This window comes from Klebsiella ornithinolytica (genome assembly GCF_030505655.1).
Taxonomy (GTDB): Bacteria; Pseudomonadota; Gammaproteobacteria; order Enterobacterales; family Enterobacteriaceae; genus Klebsiella; species Klebsiella ornithinolytica.
The window spans coordinates 2,481,264-2,501,648 of record NZ_CP130153.1 but is presented as its reverse complement, the minus strand read 5'-3'; the positions used below and the strand labels follow the sequence as shown (position 1 = coordinate 2,501,648).

20 protein-coding genes and 1 pseudogene are annotated in these 20,385 nt (G+C 57.4%); 13 read left to right on the top strand and 8 right to left on the bottom strand.

Going from position 1 to position 20,385, the window contains the following annotated elements; all coding sequences use genetic code 11:
- Positions 1-56: 56 nt before the first annotated feature.
- Both mlc and Q1L34_RS11695 read right to left on the bottom strand, forming a co-directional pair.
- Positions 57-1,277 carry a sugar metabolism global transcriptional regulator Mlc gene (gene mlc / locus Q1L34_RS11700; RefSeq protein ID WP_327204577.1) on the bottom strand — a complete coding sequence of 407 codons (1,221 nt, stop codon included), beginning with the start codon at positions 1,275-1,277 and terminating at the stop codon, positions 57-59.
- 124 nt (positions 1,278-1,401) lie between these two features.
- Positions 1,402-2,304, bottom strand: coding sequence for a LysR family transcriptional regulator (locus Q1L34_RS11695; protein ID WP_004862447.1), 903 nt, complete (start codon positions 2,302-2,304; stop codon positions 1,402-1,404).
- Between the two features lie 117 nt (positions 2,305-2,421).
- Here Q1L34_RS11695 and Q1L34_RS11690 point away from each other — a divergent pair, with 117 nt between their 5' ends.
- Positions 2,422-3,672: an MFS transporter gene (locus Q1L34_RS11690; RefSeq protein ID WP_004862448.1), complete on the top strand. Its 1,251-nt coding sequence runs from the start codon at positions 2,422-2,424 to the stop codon at positions 3,670-3,672.
- Between the two features lie 34 nt (positions 3,673-3,706).
- On the opposite strand, the gene Q1L34_RS11685 is transcribed toward Q1L34_RS11690, so the two are convergent.
- Positions 3,707-3,799 (bottom strand): KPN_01571 family protein, encoded by a 93-nt coding sequence (locus Q1L34_RS11685; protein WP_004862449.1) that lies wholly within the window; start codon positions 3,797-3,799, stop codon positions 3,707-3,709.
- 266 nt (positions 3,800-4,065) lie between these two features.
- Between Q1L34_RS11685 and Q1L34_RS11680 the strand changes: the two genes are divergently transcribed.
- The 3 genes from Q1L34_RS11680 (at position 4,066) to ydgU (ending at position 6,366) form a co-directional block, all read left to right on the top strand.
- Positions 4,066-5,553 (top strand): carboxypeptidase M32, encoded by a 1,488-nt coding sequence (locus Q1L34_RS11680; protein WP_064357009.1) that lies wholly within the window; start codon positions 4,066-4,068, stop codon positions 5,551-5,553.
- Positions 5,554-5,736: 183 nt separating this feature from the next.
- Positions 5,737-6,213, top strand: a complete 477-nt coding sequence (gene asr, locus Q1L34_RS11675; RefSeq protein ID WP_015584237.1) for an acid resistance repetitive basic protein Asr — start codon at positions 5,737-5,739, stop codon at positions 6,211-6,213.
- Between the two features lie 69 nt (positions 6,214-6,282).
- A complete protein-coding gene (ydgU, locus tag Q1L34_RS28530; protein ID WP_099130682.1) occupies positions 6,283-6,366 on the top strand; it encodes a small membrane protein YdgU in 84 nt (27 codons plus the stop codon).
- A 184-nt stretch (positions 6,367-6,550) separates the two neighbouring features.
- On the opposite strand, the gene Q1L34_RS11670 is transcribed toward ydgU, so the two are convergent.
- A complete protein-coding gene (locus Q1L34_RS11670) occupies positions 6,551-7,159 on the bottom strand; it encodes a LysE family translocator (RefSeq protein ID WP_004862458.1) in 609 nt (202 codons plus the stop codon).
- Between the two features lie 118 nt (positions 7,160-7,277).
- Between Q1L34_RS11670 and Q1L34_RS11665 the strand changes: the two genes are divergently transcribed.
- Both Q1L34_RS11665 and Q1L34_RS11660 read left to right on the top strand, forming a co-directional pair.
- Positions 7,278-8,195 carry a LysR substrate-binding domain-containing protein gene (locus Q1L34_RS11665; RefSeq protein ID WP_075808510.1) on the top strand — a complete coding sequence of 306 codons (918 nt, stop codon included), beginning with the start codon at positions 7,278-7,280 and terminating at the stop codon, positions 8,193-8,195.
- 661 nt (positions 8,196-8,856) lie between these two features.
- Positions 8,857-9,669, top strand: a complete 813-nt coding sequence (locus Q1L34_RS11660; protein WP_004862464.1) for a trypsin-like serine peptidase — start codon at positions 8,857-8,859, stop codon at positions 9,667-9,669.
- A gap of 4 nt (positions 9,670-9,673) precedes the next feature.
- On the opposite strand, the pseudogene Q1L34_RS11655 reads toward Q1L34_RS11660, so the two are convergent.
- From Q1L34_RS11655 to Q1L34_RS28525, 4 genes and pseudogenes are all read right to left on the bottom strand, one after another.
- Positions 9,674-11,830, bottom strand: a pseudogene (locus Q1L34_RS11655) (putative bifunctional diguanylate cyclase/phosphodiesterase).
- Between the two features lie 105 nt (positions 11,831-11,935).
- On the bottom strand, positions 11,936-12,265 hold the full coding sequence (gene mdtI, locus Q1L34_RS11650; RefSeq protein ID WP_004862469.1) for a multidrug/spermidine efflux SMR transporter subunit MdtI: 330 nt from the start codon (positions 12,263-12,265) through the stop codon (positions 11,936-11,938).
- The gene (gene mdtJ / locus Q1L34_RS11645; protein ID WP_004862471.1) at positions 12,252-12,614 is read right to left on the bottom strand and encodes a multidrug/spermidine efflux SMR transporter subunit MdtJ; all 363 of its coding nucleotides are present in this window, start codon (positions 12,612-12,614) and stop codon (positions 12,252-12,254) included. Before mdtJ ends, mdtI begins: the two co-directional genes overlap by 14 nt.
- A gap of 115 nt (positions 12,615-12,729) precedes the next feature.
- Positions 12,730-12,810 carry a hypothetical protein gene (locus tag Q1L34_RS28525; protein WP_463732742.1) on the bottom strand — a complete coding sequence of 27 codons (81 nt, stop codon included), beginning with the start codon at positions 12,808-12,810 and terminating at the stop codon, positions 12,730-12,732.
- Between the two features lie 353 nt (positions 12,811-13,163).
- On the opposite strand from Q1L34_RS28525, the gene Q1L34_RS11640 reads away from it, so the two are divergent.
- From Q1L34_RS11640 to Q1L34_RS11610, 7 genes are all read left to right on the top strand, one after another.
- Positions 13,164-14,195 (top strand): AI-2E family transporter, encoded by a 1,032-nt coding sequence (locus Q1L34_RS11640; protein ID WP_004862473.1) that lies wholly within the window; start codon positions 13,164-13,166, stop codon positions 14,193-14,195.
- 508 nt (positions 14,196-14,703) lie between these two features.
- Positions 14,704-16,359: a malonate decarboxylase subunit alpha gene (gene mdcA, locus Q1L34_RS11635; RefSeq protein ID WP_004862476.1), complete on the top strand. Its 1,656-nt coding sequence runs from the start codon at positions 14,704-14,706 to the stop codon at positions 16,357-16,359.
- Positions 16,359-17,219, top strand: coding sequence for a triphosphoribosyl-dephospho-CoA synthase (locus Q1L34_RS11630; RefSeq protein WP_088402580.1), 861 nt, complete (start codon positions 16,359-16,361; stop codon positions 17,217-17,219). The genes mdcA and Q1L34_RS11630 overlap by 1 nt, the downstream gene beginning before the upstream one ends.
- Positions 17,220-17,229: 10 nt before the next feature.
- Entirely contained in the window at positions 17,230-17,529 is a 300-nt protein-coding gene (gene mdcC / locus Q1L34_RS11625; RefSeq protein WP_004862481.1) for a malonate decarboxylase acyl carrier protein, read from the top strand.
- Positions 17,522-18,355: a biotin-independent malonate decarboxylase subunit beta gene (locus Q1L34_RS11620; protein WP_004862483.1), complete on the top strand. Its 834-nt coding sequence runs from the start codon at positions 17,522-17,524 to the stop codon at positions 18,353-18,355. The genes mdcC and Q1L34_RS11620 overlap by 8 nt, the downstream gene beginning before the upstream one ends.
- Positions 18,355-19,155 carry a biotin-independent malonate decarboxylase subunit gamma gene (mdcE, locus tag Q1L34_RS11615; protein WP_064359421.1) on the top strand — a complete coding sequence of 267 codons (801 nt, stop codon included), beginning with the start codon at positions 18,355-18,357 and terminating at the stop codon, positions 19,153-19,155. The genes Q1L34_RS11620 and mdcE overlap by 1 nt, the downstream gene beginning before the upstream one ends.
- 269 nt (positions 19,156-19,424) lie before the next feature.
- On the top strand, positions 19,425-20,384 hold the full coding sequence (locus Q1L34_RS11610) for an AEC family transporter (RefSeq protein ID WP_239614414.1): 960 nt from the start codon (positions 19,425-19,427) through the stop codon (positions 20,382-20,384).
- The last annotated feature ends 1 nt before the right edge of the window (position 20,385 follow it).

Sequence of the window (20,385 nt, the reverse complement as noted above, 5' to 3'; positions counted from 1 at the left end):
AGCCGCCGGATACCAGCTTGAGATAGCGCAATTTTTGGTGTGACTATGAAAAAATGTTAACCCTGTAACAGTCGAATCAGCAGAGATCCGTTATAGAGGGCATCCTTCACCAGCGCTGCGCCGGCCATCGTTCCACGGTTAGAAAACTGCGTGCTTTCAACGCTAATATGCCGGCTGTAGGCGGGCAGAGATTGTTGCCGAATACAATCTGAAATGGCGGGAAATAAGATATCGGCCGCCAGACTAAACGGGGAGCCGATGAGGATTTTTTGCGGGTTGAACAGATTGACCATGATCGCCAGAATCCGCCCGACGTGCTGGCCCACGCCGCTAATAATATCCTGCGCCAGCAAATCGCCCTGCAGCGCCGCCTGGCACAGCCACTCCACGCTCAGCGGCTGCTGATGCAGCATCGAACTCATTGATTTAGTCATTCGTACCTGGGCCAGTTCCAGCACGCTTTCGACGCTGGCGATAGTCTCCAGACAACCGTGGTTACCGCAGTAGCATCGCTTGCCGTAGGGATCGACCTGAGTATGACCGATCTCGACCAGACTGCTGCTGCCCGCATGCAGCAGGCGACCATCGGTAATCACCCCGGCGCCGACGTTATGATCAATCACCACCTGAATGACATCCCGCGCCCCGCGGGACGCGCCAAACAGCGATTCCGCCATCGTCCATGCGCTGATATCGTGCTGAATATAGACCGAGACGCCGGTGTGGTTCGCCAGAACCTCGCCAAGAGGCAGATCTTTGACCTCTTCATAAAATGGCATCCGATGAATCACGCCGTTTTCGGTATCAATGATGCCCGGCATGGTGACGGCGATGGCGGTCAGACGTTCCAGTTTCTTTTGATGGCGGATAAAGAACTGGTCGATATGCTCAACAACGCGCGTCAGGAACGGCTGTTCGTGCTGGAGCGCCAGCTCGAGCTGCTCCTCAACCACCAGTTTGCTGCTGAGATCGCGCAGCGCAAGGTGAATTTCACCGCGGCTGATTCGCACGGAGAGATAGTGCCAGGCCTCGGTCTCGACCATCAGCCCGACGGCGGGACGCCCGCGGCTCCCCGGCTCCTGGATTTCCGTCTCCTGAACCAGATGCGCTTCGAGCATTTCACGCACGATTTTAGTAATGCTGGCCGGCGCCAGTTGCGCAAAACGCGAGAGGTCGATGCGCGACACCGGGCCAAGCTGATCAATCAGGCGATATACTGCTCCTGCATTGGTCTGCTTTATTTGATCGATATGGCCTGGCTGACTGTCCGCTACCACCATTGACTCCCTTTATTTTCGCGCTTCGAAATAAACTTTTAGCTATGGTGAAGCACTTCGGTAGCACTCGTCAAATTTTTACTTAGCCTTGTGATTTACCGCACGTTTTTGACTGTTTTTAGTCTTAATTATTCACCGCAGCGGCGGCAAGAAGGTATTCACGAAAGCGTTGCGCCGCCTGACTCTGTTCATGATGCTTCGACCACACCAGCCACATTTCCGAAACCGCATCCTGTTCTTTAATGGGTAGCCAGCGCATCTCGTTGAGCTGCACCCGCTTAAACGACGCCGGTAATATCGATACCCCCAGCCCGGAAGCCACCAGGCCGATAATCGTCATCGCCTCGCCCACCTCCTGAGCGATCATCGGCGTCTGACCATAGCGTCGCATCAGCCCCAGAATGTCGTCATACAGTCCGGTTCCGACGTGCGGGTCAAAAAAGACGAACGGTTCGCGGGCCAGTTCGATCAGGCTTACCGCCTCCTGACGCGCGAGGGGATGGTCGCTCGGCACCATCGCCAGCAGCGGTTCGCGCAGCACCCGTTCCCAGACCAGGGTCTCCGGCAGCTGCGTATTGCGCATCAGCCCCAGATCGAGGGCGCCTTCATTCAGCGGCACAATCTGCTCGCGGGTATTGGTTTCCCGGGTCTGGATATGCACGTCCGGGTAGCGCCGGCGAAAGGTGGACAGCGTATCGGAAACCGCCTTGATGAACGGTGCGGAGGAGGTAAAGCCGATGTGTAGCTCCCCGGTTTCACCGTGATGCAGACGGCTTGCGCGCGCCGCCGCATCGTCGACCAGACTGAGAATGTGCCGACTGTCGGCAAGAAACTGGCGACCCGCCGCCGTCAGACTCACGCTGCGGTTGGTTCTGGCGAAGAGGCGTGCGCCAATCTGTTGTTCAAGTATCTGAATCTGCTGGCTTAACGGCGGCTGTGAAATGTTCAGCCGTGCCGCTGCCCGGCCAAAATGGAGCTCTTCGGCGACGGCAATGAAGTAGCGGAGATGACGCAGCTCGATATTCATATCTAAAACGTCTTATTTGAGATTATTAATATATTAGACAGAATATTTACATTTTCATACCCTTAAAATGTGATCTGTGATGTTTCCTAACTCTGTGTTCTCAGCAAGGATTTTTCCGTGAGTCGTACAACTACCGTTGATACCGTGCCGGCAAGCGAGGTCAGCGACAATGTTATATCCCAGCCAAATCAGTTTATTAAGCGCGGTACCCCCCAGTTTATTCGGGTTACTCTCGCCCTCTTCTCCGCCGGTCTGGCCACTTTCGCCCTGCTTTACTGCGTTCAACCGATTCTGCCGGTGCTCTCGACCGAATTTGGCGTGACTCCCGCCAGCAGCAGCGTTTCGCTGTCGATTTCCACCGCGATGCTCGCCGTTGGCCTGCTGTTTACCGGCCCGCTTTCGGATGCTATCGGCCGTAAACAGGTGATGGTCACCGCGCTGGTGCTGGCCTCATGCTGTTCTTTACTGTCTACGATGATGTCGAGCTGGCACGGCATTTTGATTATGCGGGCGCTGATTGGCCTGTCGCTAAGCGGCGTGGCGGCAGTCGGGATGACCTATCTGAGTGAGGAGATCCACCCCAGCGTCGTCGCCTTTTCCATGGGACTGTACATCAGCGGCAACTCGATTGGCGGAATGAGCGGCCGTCTGCTGACCGGGGTTTTCACCGACTTTTTCGGCTGGCGCGTGGCGCTGGCGGTGATCAGCTGCTTCGCGTTAGCCTCGGCCATTATGTTCTGGCGAATCCTGCCGGAATCGCGACACTTCCGCCCGAGTTCGCTGCGCCCCAAAACCCTGCTGATTAACCTGCACCTGCACTGGCGCGATCGCGGGCTGCCGCTGCTGTTCCTCGAAGGATTCCTGCTGATGGGGTCTTTTGTCACCCTCTTCAACTACATTGGCTATCGCCTGATGATGTCGCCCTGGTCGCTGAGTCAGGCGGTGGTTGGCCTGCTCTCCGTCGCATATCTGACCGGGACCTGGAGTTCCCCGAAGGCCGGGGCAATGACCGCACGCTACGGCCGCGGCCCGGTGATGCTTGCCTTTACCGCCGTTATGCTGGCCGGGCTGACGCTGACCCTGTTCTCCTCTCTGTGGCTGATATTTGCGGGCATGCTGCTGTTCTCCGCCGGCTTCTTTGCCGCCCACTCGGTCGCCAGCAGCTGGATTGGTCCTCGTGCGCGCCGCGCCCGCGGCCAGGCATCGTCGCTGTACCTGTTCAGCTACTATCTCGGCTCCAGTATTGCGGGGACATTAGGCGGGGTATTCTGGCATAACTATGGCTGGAACGGCGTGGGTGGCTTTATCGCGCTGATGCTAATGGCCGCACTGCTTACCGGCGTTTGCCTGCACAAACGTCTGCAATAATCTCTCTTCACGTGGCCTTTATCGGCCACGTCTTTCACCACATGCCCAGTACCGACGACGCCCCCAATAGCTCTCTGACGGCATCGATAGACAGCAGTGCAATAAATAGCATAGTGAACGGATTCATAATGACTCCCGAACGACGGCCTGTGCCCAAAATAAGTTTAGCCGCTGCTCAAAAAGAATCCGCTATTCTGACCACATCAATGTGACAATATTTCGATCCTGCTCCCGGCCAGGCGAAAAAACTGGCGCGATAGTCCGTCCCCACCGATCGCTCTGCCGGACGGCCCGGCGAGCCTTGCGTCTCGTGTGGAAGATTGGCGCGGATCAGGATAGTGTAGAGGTCAACGGGCAACGCCTTTCGTTCACTCGCAACAGGCCAAACTAAACATGACTGACAACAAAAACTATCAGCAGCTTACCCGCACTTTCCAGCGTCTTTCCCGCTTCTCGCATCTCGGCGCTATCGCCGGCTGGGATATGTTCGCCATGATGCCGCCGGGCGGCAGCGCCGCGCGAGGCGAGGCTCTGGCAGAACTGGGCGTGCTGCAGCATCAAATCCTGACGGATAAGAGCGTGGCTGAAGCGCTGCGCAACGCACGCCAGGAAAATCTGAACGACGTTGAACAAGCGAATCTGCGCGAAATGACTCGCCAGTACGAACAGGCGGCGCTGCTGCCGGAAAGTCTGGTTGAGGCCAAATCGCTGGCAGGCAGCCGCTGCGAACATGCCTGGCGCAGCCAGCGCCCGGCGAACGACTGGGAAGGTTTCGCCGAAAACCTGCGCGAGGTGGTGAAGCTGAGCCGTGAAGAAGCGGCGATTCGCGCCGGCGCGAAAGGGTGCTCTCGCTATGATGCCCTGTTGGATATTTTCGAACCGGATATGACCAGCGCGCGGCTTGACGTGTTGTTTGCCGATCTCAAATCCTGGCTGCCGGCTCTGCTCGCCAGCGTCGTCGAAAAGCAGTCCCTGAACCCGCCGGTTGCGCCGCAGGGGCCGTTCCCGATCGCTGAACAGCGTGAGCTGGGACTGGAAGCCATGCGGATTCTGGGTTTTGATTTTGATGGCGGGCGTCTGGATATCAGCGCCCATCCGTTCTGCGGCGGCGTGCCGCAGGATGTGCGCATCACCACGCGCTATAACGAAGAGGATCTGCTCAGCGCCCTGTTCGGTGTGATTCATGAAACCGGTCATGCGCGCTATGAACAAAACCTGCCGCGTAAATGGCTCGATCAACCGGTGGCGCTGGCCCGCTCAACGGCGATCCACGAATCGCAAAGCCTGTTCTTCGAAATGCAGCTCGGACGCAGCGATGCCTTCCTGAAACGCCTGCTGCCGGCCGTGCGTCAGCGTTTTGGCGAACAGCCGGCCTTCAGCACTGAGAATTTCATTGCCTGGAACCAGCGCGTTAAGCCGGGTTATATCCGCGTGGATGCTGACGAGGTCAGCTATCCGGCCCATGTTATCCTGCGCTATGAGATCGAACGGGCGCTGATCGATGGTGACATCGAGGTAGACGATATTCCCGCGCTGTGGGATGAGAAAATGCAAAGCTGGCTGGGACTCTCTACCACCGGCAATTATCGTAATGGCTGTATGCAGGATATTCACTGGACCGATGGCGGGTTTGGTTACTTCCCTTCCTACACCCTCGGCGCCATGTACGCCGCGCAGCTGATGGCTGCCGCGAAGCGCGCGTTGCCGCAGCTGGAGGCCAACATTGCCAACGGTGATTTCACGACGCTGTTTGCCTGGCTACAGCAGAATATCTGGCAGCACGGCAGCCGGTTCAGCACCTCACAGCTGATCATTAACGCCACCGGGGAAGATCTGAACAGCGACTATTTCCGCCAGCATCTCAGCGCACGCTACCTGTAAATGCCTCCGTCGCGCCGGGGCACTCTCCGGCGCTCACCGAAATATCCTCGTCTCAGTTTCGGTTGTACATATCGTTACACGCCGATACCAAACACTCACGGAAAGCCAGAAAAGAGAGGCATATAGTTCTTTCAACGGCCCCGCAGTGGGGTTCACTGAAAAAACAATTTCGAGGATATCAGAATGAAAAAAGTATTAGCTCTGGTCGTTGCCGCTGCTATGGGTCTGTCTTCTGCTGCTTTCGCTGCTGACGCAGTAAGCACCACTCAGGCTCCGGCTGCTGCAACTCACAGCACCACTGCCAAAACCACTCATCATAAAAAACATCACAAAGCCGCTGCCAAACCGGCCGCTGAGCAGAAAGCTCAGGCCGCGAAAAAACACCACAAAGCCGCCGCCAAACCGGCCGCCGAACAGAAAGCTCAGGCCGCGAAAAAACATCACAAAGCCGCCGCCAAACCGGCCGCTGAACAGAAAGCCCAGGCCGCGAAAAAACACCACAAAGCAGCAACCAAACCAGTAGCCCAGAAAGCCCAGGCCGCTAAAAAACACCACAAAGCGGCAACCAAGCCAGTAGCCCAGAAAGCTCAGGCTGCTAAAAAACACCACAAAACTACTAAACATCAGGCCGCTAAACCTGCTGCACAACCGGCTGCTTAATTCTTCCGGCAAGTCAGGTTAATCATAAACCGGCGCTGTTTCAGCGCCGTTTTTTTCTGGAGGGCACTTATGCTGCGGCGCTATCGTTTTGAGCTCATCCTGATCCTGTTAATTCTCTGCGCGCTGATTGCGACCCGCTTTTTCCTCTACTGAATAAGACGGCGCTTCATCACTCTGCGCAGCGACTCTCCGGCCCGACATCTCACCATGCTGTCACCGTCTACGTTGCTCCTCCTTGCCGCCCCGTCGGATTGCGCGGTGAATACCGCATCAATGCGCTGATTTTCATCACAAGGTCACGCCAGCAGACCGCTGTTCCTCCCGTAGCGAGAAAGCACTAATGACCTGCCAGCAGCCAGAAATGATACCCCACGCCATACACCCCAAGAATCAGCAAAAAGCAGGCGGCAATTGTCGTTAAGCGATGGGCATGCGCCGGGGCCAGCCAGCGCCGAATGGCGAGGATATAGAACGACAGCACCCCAAGATCGATAGCCACCCAGATGATGCTCAACAGACCAAGGCTCAGGCCAACATCACTGGTAATCTGGATAAACTGCGGGAAAAACGCGGCAAAGAACAGAATGTCCTTGGGATTACTCAGGGCGGTCACGAACCCCGACCACACGCCGCCTCGCGCGGTCGCCGCGCCAGGTGTCACAGGCGACGGACGCAGCATACTCAGAGCAAGCCACGTAATATAGATGGACCCCAGCGCCGCCAACAGCAGCAGAATGTCGGGATGGATCGCCACGGCGCCGGTCAACATTGCCGCCGCAACGGCCATCAACACCAGCGACGCGAGATTGCTGCCTATCATCGTACGCACTGCCGATGAAGCCCCGTCTCTGGCGGCGCAGCCGGTCACCAGTAGCACCACCGGCCCCGGCGTAGCAATCAGCGCCAGCACCGTCATGCTGTATCCCGCCATCAATGCATAGTTCATGATACTGACTCACTCTTTTTTTTCAGGTCAGCGCATTTTCTATTTAGATTTCAGGATTGAAAAACGACAAATGGTGAGTTTGAATGTGAGTTTAACTCAATATAGAAAGCTGACCGATATGTCGATGCCGCCGCTGTATGCCCTCCGCGCTTTTGAAACCGCCGCCCGCCTTGGCTCCTTTAGCAAAGCCGCTGCGGCGCTGCACGTTACCCCCGGGGCGGTCAGCCGCCATATCAGCACGCTCGAGACCTGGTTTGACTGCCAGCTGTTTACCCGTCAGGGGCCAAAAGTGGTGCTCACCGACGCGGGAAGGCAGCTCGCCAGCGCGCTGGCGGAAAACTTTGCTGCCATTGACAGCGCCTGCCAGACCTTGCGCCATCAGGCGGGCAAGCTGCGGCTGAAATCGCCGTCGACACTCACCATGCGCTGGCTGCTGGATGTGTTGCAGCGCTTTCGCCAGCAGCATCCGCGACCGGTCATAGAGATGAGCAGCGTGTGGATGGACAGAGACAGCGTAGACTTCAGCCGCGAGCCTTACGATTGCGCGATTCTGCTCGGCGATGGTCATTTCGGCGAAGAGACCTGCCACAGGCTGTTGTTTGCCGAATGGCTGGTTCCGATCTGCGCCCCGTCCATGGTCGAGGCCGCTCGCCAGAGATTATCCGCCTGCCCGCTGATTCATCCGACGACCGATCGCCGGGACTGGCGACGTTGGCTACAGCATGCCGGAGCGTTATCGCAGACCGGGATAAACCAGGGAATCGTCTTTGATAGTCTGGAACAAGGCACGATGGCGGCCATGAGCGGGCACGGGGTCTCGGTGGGCGATCTCTTTTTGAGTCTGCAAGCGATTCGCAGCGGCCTGCTGGCGCTTCCGTTCCCGCAGGCCGTTGCCACCGGCGAGGGCTATTACCTGGTGTGGCCCAAAAAGAGGCTTAATCCACAGCCTGTCGCCCTGCTGTATCACTTTTTACTCGAACACATCCCGGCGCCGTTCCCGGATGGATTAACCCGCCTGGGTCAGCCGCCAAAGTGACTGCGGTCCTGGCGGTTTACATAACATGTACCGCCTGCACAACCAGATATCCCGCCGCGCCCCAGATAAAAACCGACGCGAGAGAAACATAAACTAACGCACGAATACCTTTTTTAGACATACATCCTCCCGAAACCGGAGATAAGAATTAGCGGATATCATCGCCGGGGTAACATCTCTGTTTGTTCAACGGCAGAGAGGAATAACAATATTTGCGGTGAGAAAATGTTTCACATTGAAAGCAACTGAGAATGCTGTAAAGAAGTGCATTTTCCGCTGAAGAAATGTCTGTTTTTACTGCTCGCCGTCGCGGTCTGCGCATGACACTCCCGATCCCTCCGCACGGCCCGCTTGCCTGTTTTTCGTCTGATTTGGTACTTTCCGTAACCCGATTTATGTTGCTTCCGCTAGCGCTTTCTGCGGAAATAACGCGATGGAAAGATGCGTGCTAACCGGTTGAGTTATCTTCATTCTTCCGCCAAAAAGAGCCGTTTTGAGGTAATTTTGTCCGCCGTGGGCTTTGATTAAAATTACTCTTAACTTTCATAAACTTAAATCTCCTGCTACTGTCAATATAGACAAAATCATCCCGGCGGCTTCATTCGCATGAAGTACGCAAAAGGATGCAATGTAGAAACATAATTTCTCCCCAGAGAGTGATATGCGTAGAGACGTACTGTTATTGCTGTGTTCATTTTGTTTGTTGTCCCCGTTTGCTCACGCTGATGATGACAGCATGAGTGCGAAAGATATCAAGACGCTTTTTTTCGGTCATGACGATCGCAAACCGGTCAACAATCCTGCCGAGGAACCCTGGGATGCCATTGGTCAATTAGAAACGGCCAGCGGCAATCTGTGTACCGCCACGCTCATTTCGCCGCATCTGGCGCTGACCGCCGGTCACTGTCTGCTGACGCCGCCAAAAGGCAAGCCGGATAAACCCGTTGCGCTGCGCTTTATTTCCCGCAAAGGCGGCTGGGTGTATGAGATTCACGGCATTGAAGGTCGCGTCGACCCGTCGCTGGGTAAGCGGCTCAAAGCCGATGGCGACGGCTGGATTGTCCCGTCGGCCGCTGCGCCCTGGGACTTTGGCTTAATCGTTTTACGCTACGCGCCGGGCGGCATCACGCCGATCCCGCTGTTTAGCGGCGATAAAGCCGATCTCACCGCCGCGCTGAAGGTATCTGAGAGAAAAGTCACCCAGTCCGGCTACCCGGAAGACCATCTGGATAATTTATACAGCCATCAGGACTGCATTGTGACCGGCTGGGCGCAGACCACGGTGCTGTCTCATCAGTGCGATACGCTACCCGGCGACAGCGGTTCGCCGCTGCTGTTGAAAACCGATACCGGCTGGCAGGTCATTGCCGTACAGAGTTCAGCGCCCGGTCCGAAAGATCGCTGGCGGGCGGATAACCGGGCGATTTCGGTGACCGGTTTTCGTGACAAGCTGGAAGCGCTGGCCGGTGAGTAAACGATCAGCCCTGCTGCTGGCGCAGCTGTAGCAATGATGTGATCGGCATCGGTTCGCTGAAGTAAAAACCCTGCAACCGATCGCATCCCGCCCGCCGCAGCAGAGCCAGCTGCTGCTGATTCTCAACCCCTTCGGCCACCACCGTCATTCCCAGCGCTCCGGCGATACGCACGGTCCCGCGAACCAGTTCCGCGGCCTGGGCATCTACATCCACCAGCCCGGCCAACGATTTATCAATTTTAAGCGTGTCGAAGCGAAAACTGCGCAGATAGCCGATGCTGGAATAGCCAATGCCAAAATCATCCAGCGCAACCGCGGCCCCCAGCGCTTTCAAATTTTCAATCGCCGCAAGGGCGCGGGCGGGATTTTCCATCACATAGCTCTCGGTTACCTCGATTTGCAAACGGCGGGCCGGAAAATGGCAGCGGGCGAGCACCTGGACGACTCGCGTTTCAAACTCCGGGTCGCGAAACTGTGCGGGCGAGATATTCACCGACAGCATCAATTCCCCGATGGACTGAAGATCGCAGCAGGCCCGGTAGAGCGCAAACTGCCCCAGCGCATAAATCAGACCGCTGCTTTCCGCGATGCCGATAAAGACATCCGGCGGCAGCGGCCCTTCCGGCCGACGCGGCCAGCGCAACAGCGCTTCGACCCCCTCCATCACCAGGGTATCGGCGTTAACAATCGGCTGGTACCAGACATCAAATTCATCGTTTTCCAGCCCCTGGCGAATGCCGTTTTCGATATTCAGCTGATACTGCCGGGTATCGTTGAGGGTCTCGTCATACCAGGAGGTACGCCCTTTCCCCGATTTTTTCGAGTGATACATCGCAATATCGGCCCGGCGAAACAGCTAGGTACTCGGACAGGATGCGGGCGTGCCGCTGGCAATACCGATGCTGGCGCTGATGTAAATTTTCCGCTCATTAAGCTTCACCGGCGACTTCAGCATCTCCAGCACCGCCCACGCAAAAGCCGATGCATGATCCACCGCCTGCTCCCCGCTGATGGTCATGGCAAACTCATCGCCGCCCATACGGGCCAGCAGACCGTCGCCCGGCACCCGCTCCTGCAGCTCCCGCGCAATATGGGCAATCAGCGCGTCGCCGACCTCATGCCCATAGTTGTCGTTGACATCCTTAAACCCGTCGAGATCAATAAACACCACGCACTGGGTCTCATGCTGCGACTTATCGCACTCCTGATTCAATCGCCCGATCAGCGCCCGGCGGTTGGGCAACTGGCTGAGCCAGTCGGTCAACGCGATTTTACGCGCCAGCTTCTCTCCACAGGAGAGTTTGTACAGCCCGAGGCAGCTGAAGAGAATAAACAGCAGGATCAGGCTGGCGGCCACCAGGGCGATAAGCCGGATACTGTTCGACGCCGCATGCGCCGCCTCCGCGCCGGGTAGACGCGGCTGCCAGCTGAGATAGCCAATGATCTCCCCGCCATGGGTACGCAGCGGAATGCTATATTCACCGCTGCCCTCCGTCTCATGCAGGCCGTTAATCTGAAAAGTATTCCCCAGTTTTTGCAGCATCTCGGCATTGATATGCCGGGTGACCACCAGGTAGCGACGCGTATCATCATGCACCTGTAAGCGCCCCAGCGTCGGGCGAATCAGTCCGATACCAATAAAGGCGATGCCTTCACGGGTGCGGGTAATACCGGCGTAGGCGCCTTTGCCGCTGCGCAATGCTTCAGCATGCCGGGCGATGAGCGATTGCAAACCGCTGCCAAAAAAGCGTATGTCGGTTTCGTTAAAGGCCTGGCTGCGAAACGATCCCCACAGCACGCGATAGTGCTGATCGAGCACAAAGGTACCGTCGTAAAGATTGTTGATTTTGAAGCCCGAGCCCCAGGAGTCATACAGCCAGCCGGTATTCAATACCGGGGCGTAGGTTTGTTTAACCGCGTCGTCCCAAATCGAGTTATCCAGTACCAGCGAGAGAACGCGGTTCACCGATGTCTGCACCGCGCCATCCACCGAAAGAACGGAGCGATGTCTGTCGATTTCATTTGTTTTAATACTAATCAGATGCTGGGAAAGATAGATTAAAGAAATAACAGAAACAATGAGGCCGATACCGGCGAGGAAGATCATGACCGAAAGCGTTTTGGCCGAGGGAAGATTGCGCCAGCCAGGCAAATTAACCATTCTTTGTCCTCATCACGGCTAAAGGTAAACGCGCCGCCAGTACTCTTTTTTAAAGAATAATACAGAGAACAAATTTTGCCGCCCGCGGGAGCAGGCGGCATCACATTACGCCAGTTTAATCAGCACCATCCCGGTCACCAGCAATATCACGCCAATCCAGCCTTTATGATTTAAGCGTTGGCCGAACAGAATCCATCCTGCGGCAATCGTGGCGGCAATACCGAAACCGCCCCACAGCGCATAGGCCACCGACAGGTCAATGCCCTTCACCGCCTGCGAGAGCGCGCTGAAGGCACCCAGCACCGCCAGCAGCGACAGTATGCCGTATACTTTACGACGAAAACCGTCTGAAAATTTCAAAAAGACGTTAGCGACAATTTCCAGCACGATGGCCAGCGCCAGCCAGGCACCGTGAATCCACTCAAACTGTTGCATGGGCCGCCTCCGTTGGCTGCTTCACCGCTTTTTGGGTACCGGATTTAATTAACACGATCCCGACCACCAGCGTCGCCAGCCCCGCCATTTTGATCGGCGAAAGCGCTTCATCAAACAGCAGGACGCTGAATAAAGTGATCAGCAAAATACCGATACCCTCCCACAGGGCATAGGCCACACCGAGGGCGATTTTTTTAACGGCAAAAGCCAGAAATATATAGGAAAGCGCAATCATCACCAGCATTAAAATAAAGCCGGTGTGTCCACCGCTGACGCTGGCCCATTTCATAGAAAGTGTGCCGGTAATTTCAGCAACGATTGCTAACGCTAATAAGATCCAATAAAACATAATCCTTCTCCTGCTAGAGAATATAATCCACCGCGGCTTACAGCGAAGGTAAACCGGAAAAATTCTGAGATTGTTTAGCCGTGCGCAGGGCGCCAGCTCAGGCAGAGAGAAAGGACTAAAGCGCGGAGCGCCAGTGTTGCTCGCCGGCAAAGCGGCAGCCAGGGAAGGAAACGGCAGGGTGAGTCGAAATATACATCCTGAACTGATTGTCCATAAAATTACAATTATCCGCGGTATTGCTTCTCGTCATTGCGGATGAGTATTGTCCTCGGTAGTTACACACAGTAAATTTGTACCATAATGCTACATTATACTCAAAGTCTTTGCACTTCTTTACGTCTGACATTTGATTTTGATTAGCTTTTACTGATGGCAATCGCCATTATGATGGCGCTTCACTTTTTTATTTTCGCCACCGAATTGTTTTCACCACCGTAGACGTTTTAGCCGGCGCAGTCATCCTGCCTGAGCGAGGCAGTTTTTGCTGATTTTACCCCGGCATTCGGGTCTACACTGTGAGGAAAACCGGTCATTTTTTCAGGGACACACATGGCTAAACCCATCATTACGCTTAATGGATTAAAGATTGTCATCATGCTGGGCATGCTGGTCATCATCCTCACCGGTATTCGCTTCGCCGCGGATATCATCGTCCCGTTCATCCTTGCGCTGTTCCTCGCCGTGGTCATTAACCCGGTGGTCCGGCTGATGATGCGCTGTCGGGTACCGCGCGTGCTGGCCATTTCGTTATTAATCAGCGCGATTGTCATGCTGGCGGTGGTTTTGCTGGCCTCATTAGGTACCTCGCTGAATGAACTGGCGCGCACGCTGCCGCAATACCGCACCTCCCTCAGCGAGCCGGTGCAAACCGTGACGCCCTGGCTACAGCGATTTGGGTTTACCGTTTCCGTTGTCGAGTTGAATAAATACATCGACCCCAACGCGGTCATGACGATGGTAACCAGCCTGCTTACCCAGCTGTCGAACGCAATGTCCTCAATCTTTCTCTTGCTGCTGACGGTGGTCTTTATGCTGCTGGAAGTGCCCCAGCTGCCGGCCAAGCTGCAACAATTGATGTCCAGACCGGTGGAAGGTATGGGCGCCATACAGCGCGCGATCGACAGCGTCTCTCACTACCTGGTGCTAAAAACCGCCATCAGTCTGGTCACCGGGATGGTGGTCTGGGGCATGCTGGTACTGCTGGACGTTCGCTTCGCCTTTATGTGGGGGCTGCTGGCCTTTGCCCTCAACTATATTCCAAATATTGGCTCGGTCCTGGCCGCCATTCCGCCTATTTTGCAGGTGCTGGTGTTCGGCGGACTGTACGACGCGCTGGTGGTACTCACAGGCTACCTGGTGATTAACCTGGTGTTCGGGAATATTCTTGAGCCGCGGATCATGGGGCGCGGTCTGGGGCTATCGACGCTGGTGGTATTTCTGTCGTTGATTTTCTGGGGATGGTTGCTCGGACCGGTAGGCATGCTGCTTTCCGTCCCATTGACAATCATTGTCAAAATCGCGCTTGAGCAGAGCCCCGGCGGGCGGAGTATCGCCGTGCTGCTGAGTGATTTAAGTAAATAGATTTTGTTCGCGCTGGCGGTACAAGGCCGCCAGCGGCAGATTTCCCTTCGTCGACGCGTAAACACGCTGCTGTTGGCGAATTTCTCATGCCAGACGATCCCGACCTCATGCTTCTGACATCCGCCCCCCGCCTCTTCTTAGCGCTGTCTGGCAAAACGAGCGGAGCATCGTCGGCCGACGGAAAGCGTTGCCGACACCCGGCATTTGCGCATTGTCAAAGATGTTCACGCTCATGCAATCAGCTCGATTCCGCCCGGCAACGCATGATATCTCCTGCTGGCACGCCCTCGCATGTCTGCATTTTGCCCTTTAATTCCTCTCCTTCGGGTCCTCCTCTAGCCGACACCTTGAACCTCTGCTTCGATCGCCGTCACATAATTTCCCTTAGAATTATTACTCTCAGGCTAACAATCCTTTAGCGGGCTTAATTGATGCGCTGCCCGGCGCGTCGCACACTAACTTCCACACCAGGACAATCAAAACGATCTGTCGAATCAGGAGGTTAATAATGAATGCCGAACAATCGCCGGGGCGCGTCTGGAACCGTCGTCGTACGGAAAAGCAGCGGCGACTGGCCGCCGCGAACGTCTCCGGTAAGGTTATCCCCACCGACCAGCTGGTCGAGGCGCTGGAACATCTGCTGGCACCGGGCGACCGCGTCGTACTGGAGGGCAATAACCAGAAACAGGCCGATTTTCTCTCCCGCATGCTTGCGGAAGTGAACCCGCAAACTATCCACGACCTGCATATGATCATGCCCAGCGTCGGGCGCAGCGAACATCTGGATCTCTTTGAAAAAGGGATTGCCCGTAAGCTCGATTTCTCGTTCTCCGGTACCCAAAGCCTGCGGATTTCGCAGCTGCTGGAAGATGGTCTGCTGGAAATCGGCGCAATTCACACCTACATCGAACTTTACTCTCGCCTGTATGTCGACCTGTCACCCAACGTCGCGTTAATCGCCGGGTATAAAGCCGACCGCAAAGGCAACCTTTACACCGGACCCAGCACCGAAGATACCCCGGCGCTGGTCGAAGCCGCCGCCTTCCACGACGGGATCGTTATCGCCCAGGTGAACGAACTGGTCGACGACGAGTGCGATCTTCCGCGCGTCGATATCCCCGGCTCGTGGATAGACTACGTGGTGGTGGCCGATAAGCCGTTCTTTATTGAACCTCTCTTTACCCGCGACCCGCGCCTGATTAAACAAGAACATATTCTGATGGCGATGATGGCGATTAAAGGCATCTACGCGGAACATCAGGTGCAGTCTCTCAACCACGGGATCGGCTTTAACACCGCCGCCATTGAGCTGCTGCTCCCGACCTATGGTGAACAGCTGGGGCTGAAAGGCAAAATCTGTAAGCACTGGACGCTTAACCCGCATCCGACGCTGATCCCGGCCATCGAAAGCGGCTGGGTGGAAAGCGTCCACTGCTTCGGCGGCGAACTGGGGATGGAAGAGTACATCCGCGCCCGCCCGGATGTGTTCTTTACCGGCGCCGATGGCTCTATGCGTTCTAACCGCGCCTTCTGCCAGCTGGCGGGTCAGTACGCGGTCGATATGTTTATCGGCTCCACCCTACAGGTTGATGGCCTCGCAAACTCCTCAACCGTCACCCGCGGACGGCTTTCCGGATTCGGCGGTGCGCCGAACATGGGTCATGACCCGCACGGTCGCCGCCACGCGACCCCGGCCTGGCTGAACATGATCACCGAACCTGACCCGATGCAGCGCGGCAAAAAGCTGGTGGTGCAGATGGTCGAAACCTTCCAGGCCGGCGTGAAGCCGACCTTTGTGGAAAAACTTGATGCGGTAGAGGTGGCGAAAACCTCCGGCATGCCTTTAGCCCCGGTAATGATCTACGGCGATGACGTCACCCACGTGCTGACCGAAGAGGGTATCGCCTATCTCTATCGCGCGGAAAGCCTCGAAGAGCGGCGGGCAATGGTCGCCGCCGTGGCCGGCATCACCGACATCGGTCTGGGCGTCGATGCCAGACGCGTCGCCGAACTACGTCGCAGCGGCAAAGTGGTCTATCCGGAAGATATCGGTATTCGCCGCAGCGATGCGACCCGTTCCCTGCTCGCCGCCGGCAGCGTTGCCGATCTGGTCGAATGGTCCGACGGTCTTTACAACCCACCTGCCAAATTCCGGAGCTGGTAATGAAACTCCTGTCACAGACTCATACCGGGCTGCAGGCCGAGACGCTGGCGTGGATCGCCCGCGACTGCCTGATCGACGAAGCGCGATTAAGCCCGAAGCCGGGTCTGGTGGACAGCCGGGGAAACGGCGCCCATCACGACCTGTCGTTAGATCTGATGGAGCGCTCGGCGCACAGCCTGACCCCGACGTTTCTGCAGCTGGCCCAGCAGAGCTGGCAGCGCCCGGCCGACATCGCCCTGCGCGAAACCATTGGCCGTTTAGGACGCGAAGGCGAACGGCTGATGATGGCGGCCACCGACGGCGTGAATACCCATCGCGGCGCAATTTGGGCTCTGGGATTACTGGTGAGCGCGAACGCGATGTTAAGCGCCAACGCCAGCGCGCAGCAGATTGCGGACACTGCCGCCCTGCTCGCCCGTCTGCCGGACAGCGCCGCGCCGAAGGTCTTCAGCAAAGGGCTGAAGGCGACGCACCGTTACCGGGTACCGGGCGCGCGTGAAGAGGCGCAGCAGGCCTTCCCGCACGTGATGAAACTGGCGCTGCCCCAGCTGTTGCGCAGCCGCGCACAGGGCGCGGATGAAAACGCCGCTCGTCTTGACGCGCTGATAGCAATCATGACCTCGCTCAGCGATACCTGCGTGCTTTCACGCGCCGGAATGGCCGGTCTCAACGCGATGCAGACCGGCGCGCGCGCCGTGTTGCGTGCCGGCGGCAGCGCCACGGTTCAGGGCAGCAAAGCGCTCGCCGAACTCGACGCGCAGATGCTCGCCCTCAACGCTTCGCCCGGCGGCGCCGCCGATTTGCTCGCCGCCACGCTGTTTCTCGACAGGGTCAGCCAGCCCGCGTCTTGCTCAATTTAAAGAGGATGTTATGGAACACATTACATTGTCATTCCCTGCCAGCCGTACCCTCAGCGGTAAAGCTCTGGCAGGCGTCGTAGGCTCCGGTGATATGGAAGTGCTGTTCACCGCGGCCATCGGCGACACGCTCAACATCGATATCACCACCTCCGTAGACAACAGCACTCACCGCTGGAACGCGCTGTTTGACCGTCTGAATCTGATCAACGGCCTGCCTGCGGGCACGCTGATTATTCACGACTTCGGCGCGACGCCGGGCGTGGCGCGCATTCGCATCGAACAGGTTTTTGAGGAGGTTTCCCATGCGTAACGACCGCAGCTTTATTGAATTACGCGCCCGTGAACGTGCCCGGACGCTGCTTGATCAAGGCAGCTACCGCGAACTGATCGATCCGTTCGCCGGCATGATGTCGCCGTGGCTCGCGCCGCAGGGCGTGGTACCGCAGTCCGACGACGGCATGGTGGTCGCTCGCGGCACCATCAACGGCCAGTCTGCGGTGGTCATTGCCATCGAAGGTACCTTCCAGGGCGGTAGCATGGGTGAAGTCTCCGGCGCGAAAATGGCGGCGGCACTGGAACTGGCGGCCGAAGACAACCGCAACGGCATCCCGACGCTGGCGGTTCTGTGCCTCGAAACCGGCGGCGTGCGCCTGCAGGAGGCCAACCTCGGCCTCGCGGCGATTGCCGACATTCATGCGGCGATTGTGGACCTGCGGCGCTACACCCCGGTGGTCGGCATTATCGCGGGCACCGTCGGCTGTTTCGGCGGGATGTCTATCGCCGCCGCCCTGTGCAGCTATCTGATTGTCACCCGCGAGGCGCGTCTGGGTCTCAACGGCCCGCAGGTTATCGAGCAGGAAGCCGGAATCGAAGAGTACGACTCCCGCGATCGCCCGTTTATCTGGAGCATGACCGGCGGCGAAATCCGTTATGCAAGCGGGCTGGTCGATGCGCTGGTCGGTGACGGCATCGATGCGGTGAAATCGGCAATGAATGAGGCCATTGCCAAAGGCGTCCCGGCACAACACCGCAGCGATAAATATGCGGATTACCTGGCCCGCCTGACCCACTTCGATACCCGCCAGCAGGCGGATACCGCGCAGATCAAACAGCTTTTTGCCCGGGAGGTGAAATGATGACTCAGTCCAATAGCCGTGGGGCCGTATGGCTGGAAAAACTGGCGCCGAACGCGCCGCGCATGAACGGCCTGTGCCCTTCAGTACAGGTCGCTGACGGTGAACTGAACGGCGCAAGCGTGCGCTTCATCGCCGTGGTGCCGGATGCCAACAACCACTACCCGCGCGCCGCCAAAGGCGAAGTGGGTCTGCTGGAAGGCTGGACGCTGGCGAAAGTGGTCAATGAAACCATCGATGCCGACGCCAACAGCGACGTAAAACGCCCGATAGTGGCGGTCATCGACGTCCCGAGCCAGGCCTATGGCCGCCGCGAAGAGGCGTTCGGTATCCACCAGGCGCTGGCCGGTGCCGCAGGCGCGTATGCAAAGGCGCGCCTGGCGGGTCATCCGGTGATCGGCCTGATCGTTGGTAAGGCAATGTCCGGCGCGTTTCTGGCGCACGGCTACCAGGCTAACCGCCTGATTGCCATCAACGACAAAGGCGTGCTGGTGCATGCGATGGGCAAAGCGTCCGCCGCGCGGATCACGCTACGCACCGTCGAGGCGCTGGAAAAACTGGCGGCGACCATTCCCCCCATGGCCTACGACGTCAGCAATTACGCCACGCTCGGTCTGCTCTCCGACCTGCTCAATCTCAGCAATCCGGATGCCCCGTCTGATGCTGACCTGGCACTGGTGGAGATCAGCGTGCAAAAGGCCATTTCCGATGCGCGCAAAGACCCAACGCTGAAAAACCGTCTCGGCGCGGAAAATCGCCGTAGCTCAGCCCTGGTCCGCGAGCGGATGCGCGCCAGCTGGTAACGGGCAACATCAGAAGTACGTAAAAAAAGACCTGCCGAAAGCGGCTACCGTCGGGCGCAGCATAGCGCCCACGGCTCGCGGCTTTTAGAAAACTAAAAACATCGCAATTAGCCCAATACGCTGAATCATTCACGCTGGCCCAAGGCGGCAGCTGAGTCAATCCCCATGAGCTGAGTTGAGTCAGTGACCGGGAGCCGGGAAGGCAGCCAACGCACAGGCAGCGTGAAGGACGACGCGTATCTCTTTTTTTATCTACAGGTGAGTACTCTATGACTTATGTAATTGTTCATGCCCTGGCGCCGATTTTTCTCATCATGCTGCTGGGCTTCTGGGCCGGCAAAGCCAAAATGGTCGACAATAAAAACGTGTCGCTGCTGAATATCTTCGTGATGGACTTTGCCCTGCCGGCCGCGCTGTTCAGCGCCACCGTACAGACGCCGTGGGCGGGAATCGTCGCGCAATCCCCGCTGATTGTGGTGCTGACCGGCGCCATGTGGGTGACCTATGCGGCGATCTACTTCCTGGCCACCGGCATGTTTAAAAAGTCGCCGCAGGACGCGGCGGTGCTGACCCTCACCGTGGCGCTGCCGAACTATGCCGCACTCGGCCTGCCAATACTCGGTAGCGTGCTGGGCGAAAGCTCCGCCACCTCGCTGTCCGTGGCGGTATCCATTGCCTGCGGCTCGGTACTGATGACCCCGTTTTGCCTGCTGATCCTCGAACGTGAAAAAGCGCGCGCCGCCGGGGAAAACAGCGGTTCTACCCTGGCGATGCTACCGGTGCTGATGTGGCGCTCGCTGAAAAAACCTATCGTCATGGGCCCGCTGCTCGGCGTGATCCTTTCGGCGATTGGCATCACCATGCCAGACCTGCTGCTGGCGGCGATCAAACCGCTGGGCCTCTCAGCAACGGCTGCCGCGCTGTTCCTGACCGGGGTCATTCTGTCTGCCCGTAAGCTGAAGCTGAACGCGATGGTCGGCATCGCAACCATCGCCAAGCTGCTGATCCAGCCGTTTATCGCCTGGGGTATCGTTCTGGCATTCGGGCTGCACGGTTCGGTGGCGATCACCGCTATCCTGATGATTGCGCTGTCTGCCGGTTTCTTCGGCGTGGTGTTCGGCAACCGCTTTGGCGTCCAGTCACCGGATGCCGAAGCCGTGCTGCTGTTGAGCTCCGTTCTGTGTATCCTGTCGTTACCGCTGTTTATTACTCTGACTTCCGGACTCTGAT

Bases quoted from the DNA above. Each gene is read 5' to 3' on its own strand.
- Q1L34_RS11695 (WP_004862447.1), bottom strand. From the start codon at position 2,304: ATGAATATCGAGCTGCGTCATCTCCGCTACTTCATTGCCGTCGCCGAA.
- Q1L34_RS11685 (WP_004862449.1), bottom strand. From the start codon at position 3,799: ATGAATCCGTTCACTATGCTATTTATTGCACTGCTGTCTATCGATGCC.
- Q1L34_RS11680 (WP_064357009.1), top strand. From the start codon at position 4,066: ATGACTGACAACAAAAACTATCAGCAGCTTACCCGCACTTTCCAGCGT.
- asr (WP_015584237.1), top strand. From the start codon at position 5,737: ATGAAAAAAGTATTAGCTCTGGTCGTTGCCGCTGCTATGGGTCTGTCT.
- ydgU (WP_099130682.1), top strand. From the start codon at position 6,283: ATGCTGCGGCGCTATCGTTTTGAGCTCATCCTGATCCTGTTAATTCTC.
- Q1L34_RS11670 (WP_004862458.1), bottom strand. From the start codon at position 7,159: ATGAACTATGCATTGATGGCGGGATACAGCATGACGGTGCTGGCGCTG.
- Q1L34_RS11665 (WP_075808510.1), top strand. From the start codon at position 7,278: ATGTCGATGCCGCCGCTGTATGCCCTCCGCGCTTTTGAAACCGCCGCC.
- Q1L34_RS11660 (WP_004862464.1), top strand. From the start codon at position 8,857: ATGCGTAGAGACGTACTGTTATTGCTGTGTTCATTTTGTTTGTTGTCC.
- mdtI (WP_004862469.1), bottom strand. From the start codon at position 12,265: ATGCAACAGTTTGAGTGGATTCACGGTGCCTGGCTGGCGCTGGCCATC.
- mdtJ (WP_004862471.1), bottom strand. From the start codon at position 12,614: ATGTTTTATTGGATCTTATTAGCGTTAGCAATCGTTGCTGAAATTACC.
- Q1L34_RS28525 (WP_463732742.1), bottom strand. From the start codon at position 12,810: ATGTATATTTCGACTCACCCTGCCGTTTCCTTCCCTGGCTGCCGCTTT.
- Q1L34_RS11640 (WP_004862473.1), top strand. From the start codon at position 13,164: ATGGCTAAACCCATCATTACGCTTAATGGATTAAAGATTGTCATCATG.
- mdcA (WP_004862476.1), top strand. From the start codon at position 14,704: ATGAATGCCGAACAATCGCCGGGGCGCGTCTGGAACCGTCGTCGTACG.
- Q1L34_RS11630 (WP_088402580.1), top strand. From the start codon at position 16,359: ATGAAACTCCTGTCACAGACTCATACCGGGCTGCAGGCCGAGACGCTG.
- mdcC (WP_004862481.1), top strand. From the start codon at position 17,230: ATGGAACACATTACATTGTCATTCCCTGCCAGCCGTACCCTCAGCGGT.
- Q1L34_RS11620 (WP_004862483.1), top strand. From the start codon at position 17,522: ATGCGTAACGACCGCAGCTTTATTGAATTACGCGCCCGTGAACGTGCC.
- mdcE (WP_064359421.1), top strand. From the start codon at position 18,355: ATGACTCAGTCCAATAGCCGTGGGGCCGTATGGCTGGAAAAACTGGCG.
- Q1L34_RS11610 (WP_239614414.1), top strand. From the start codon at position 19,425: ATGACTTATGTAATTGTTCATGCCCTGGCGCCGATTTTTCTCATCATG.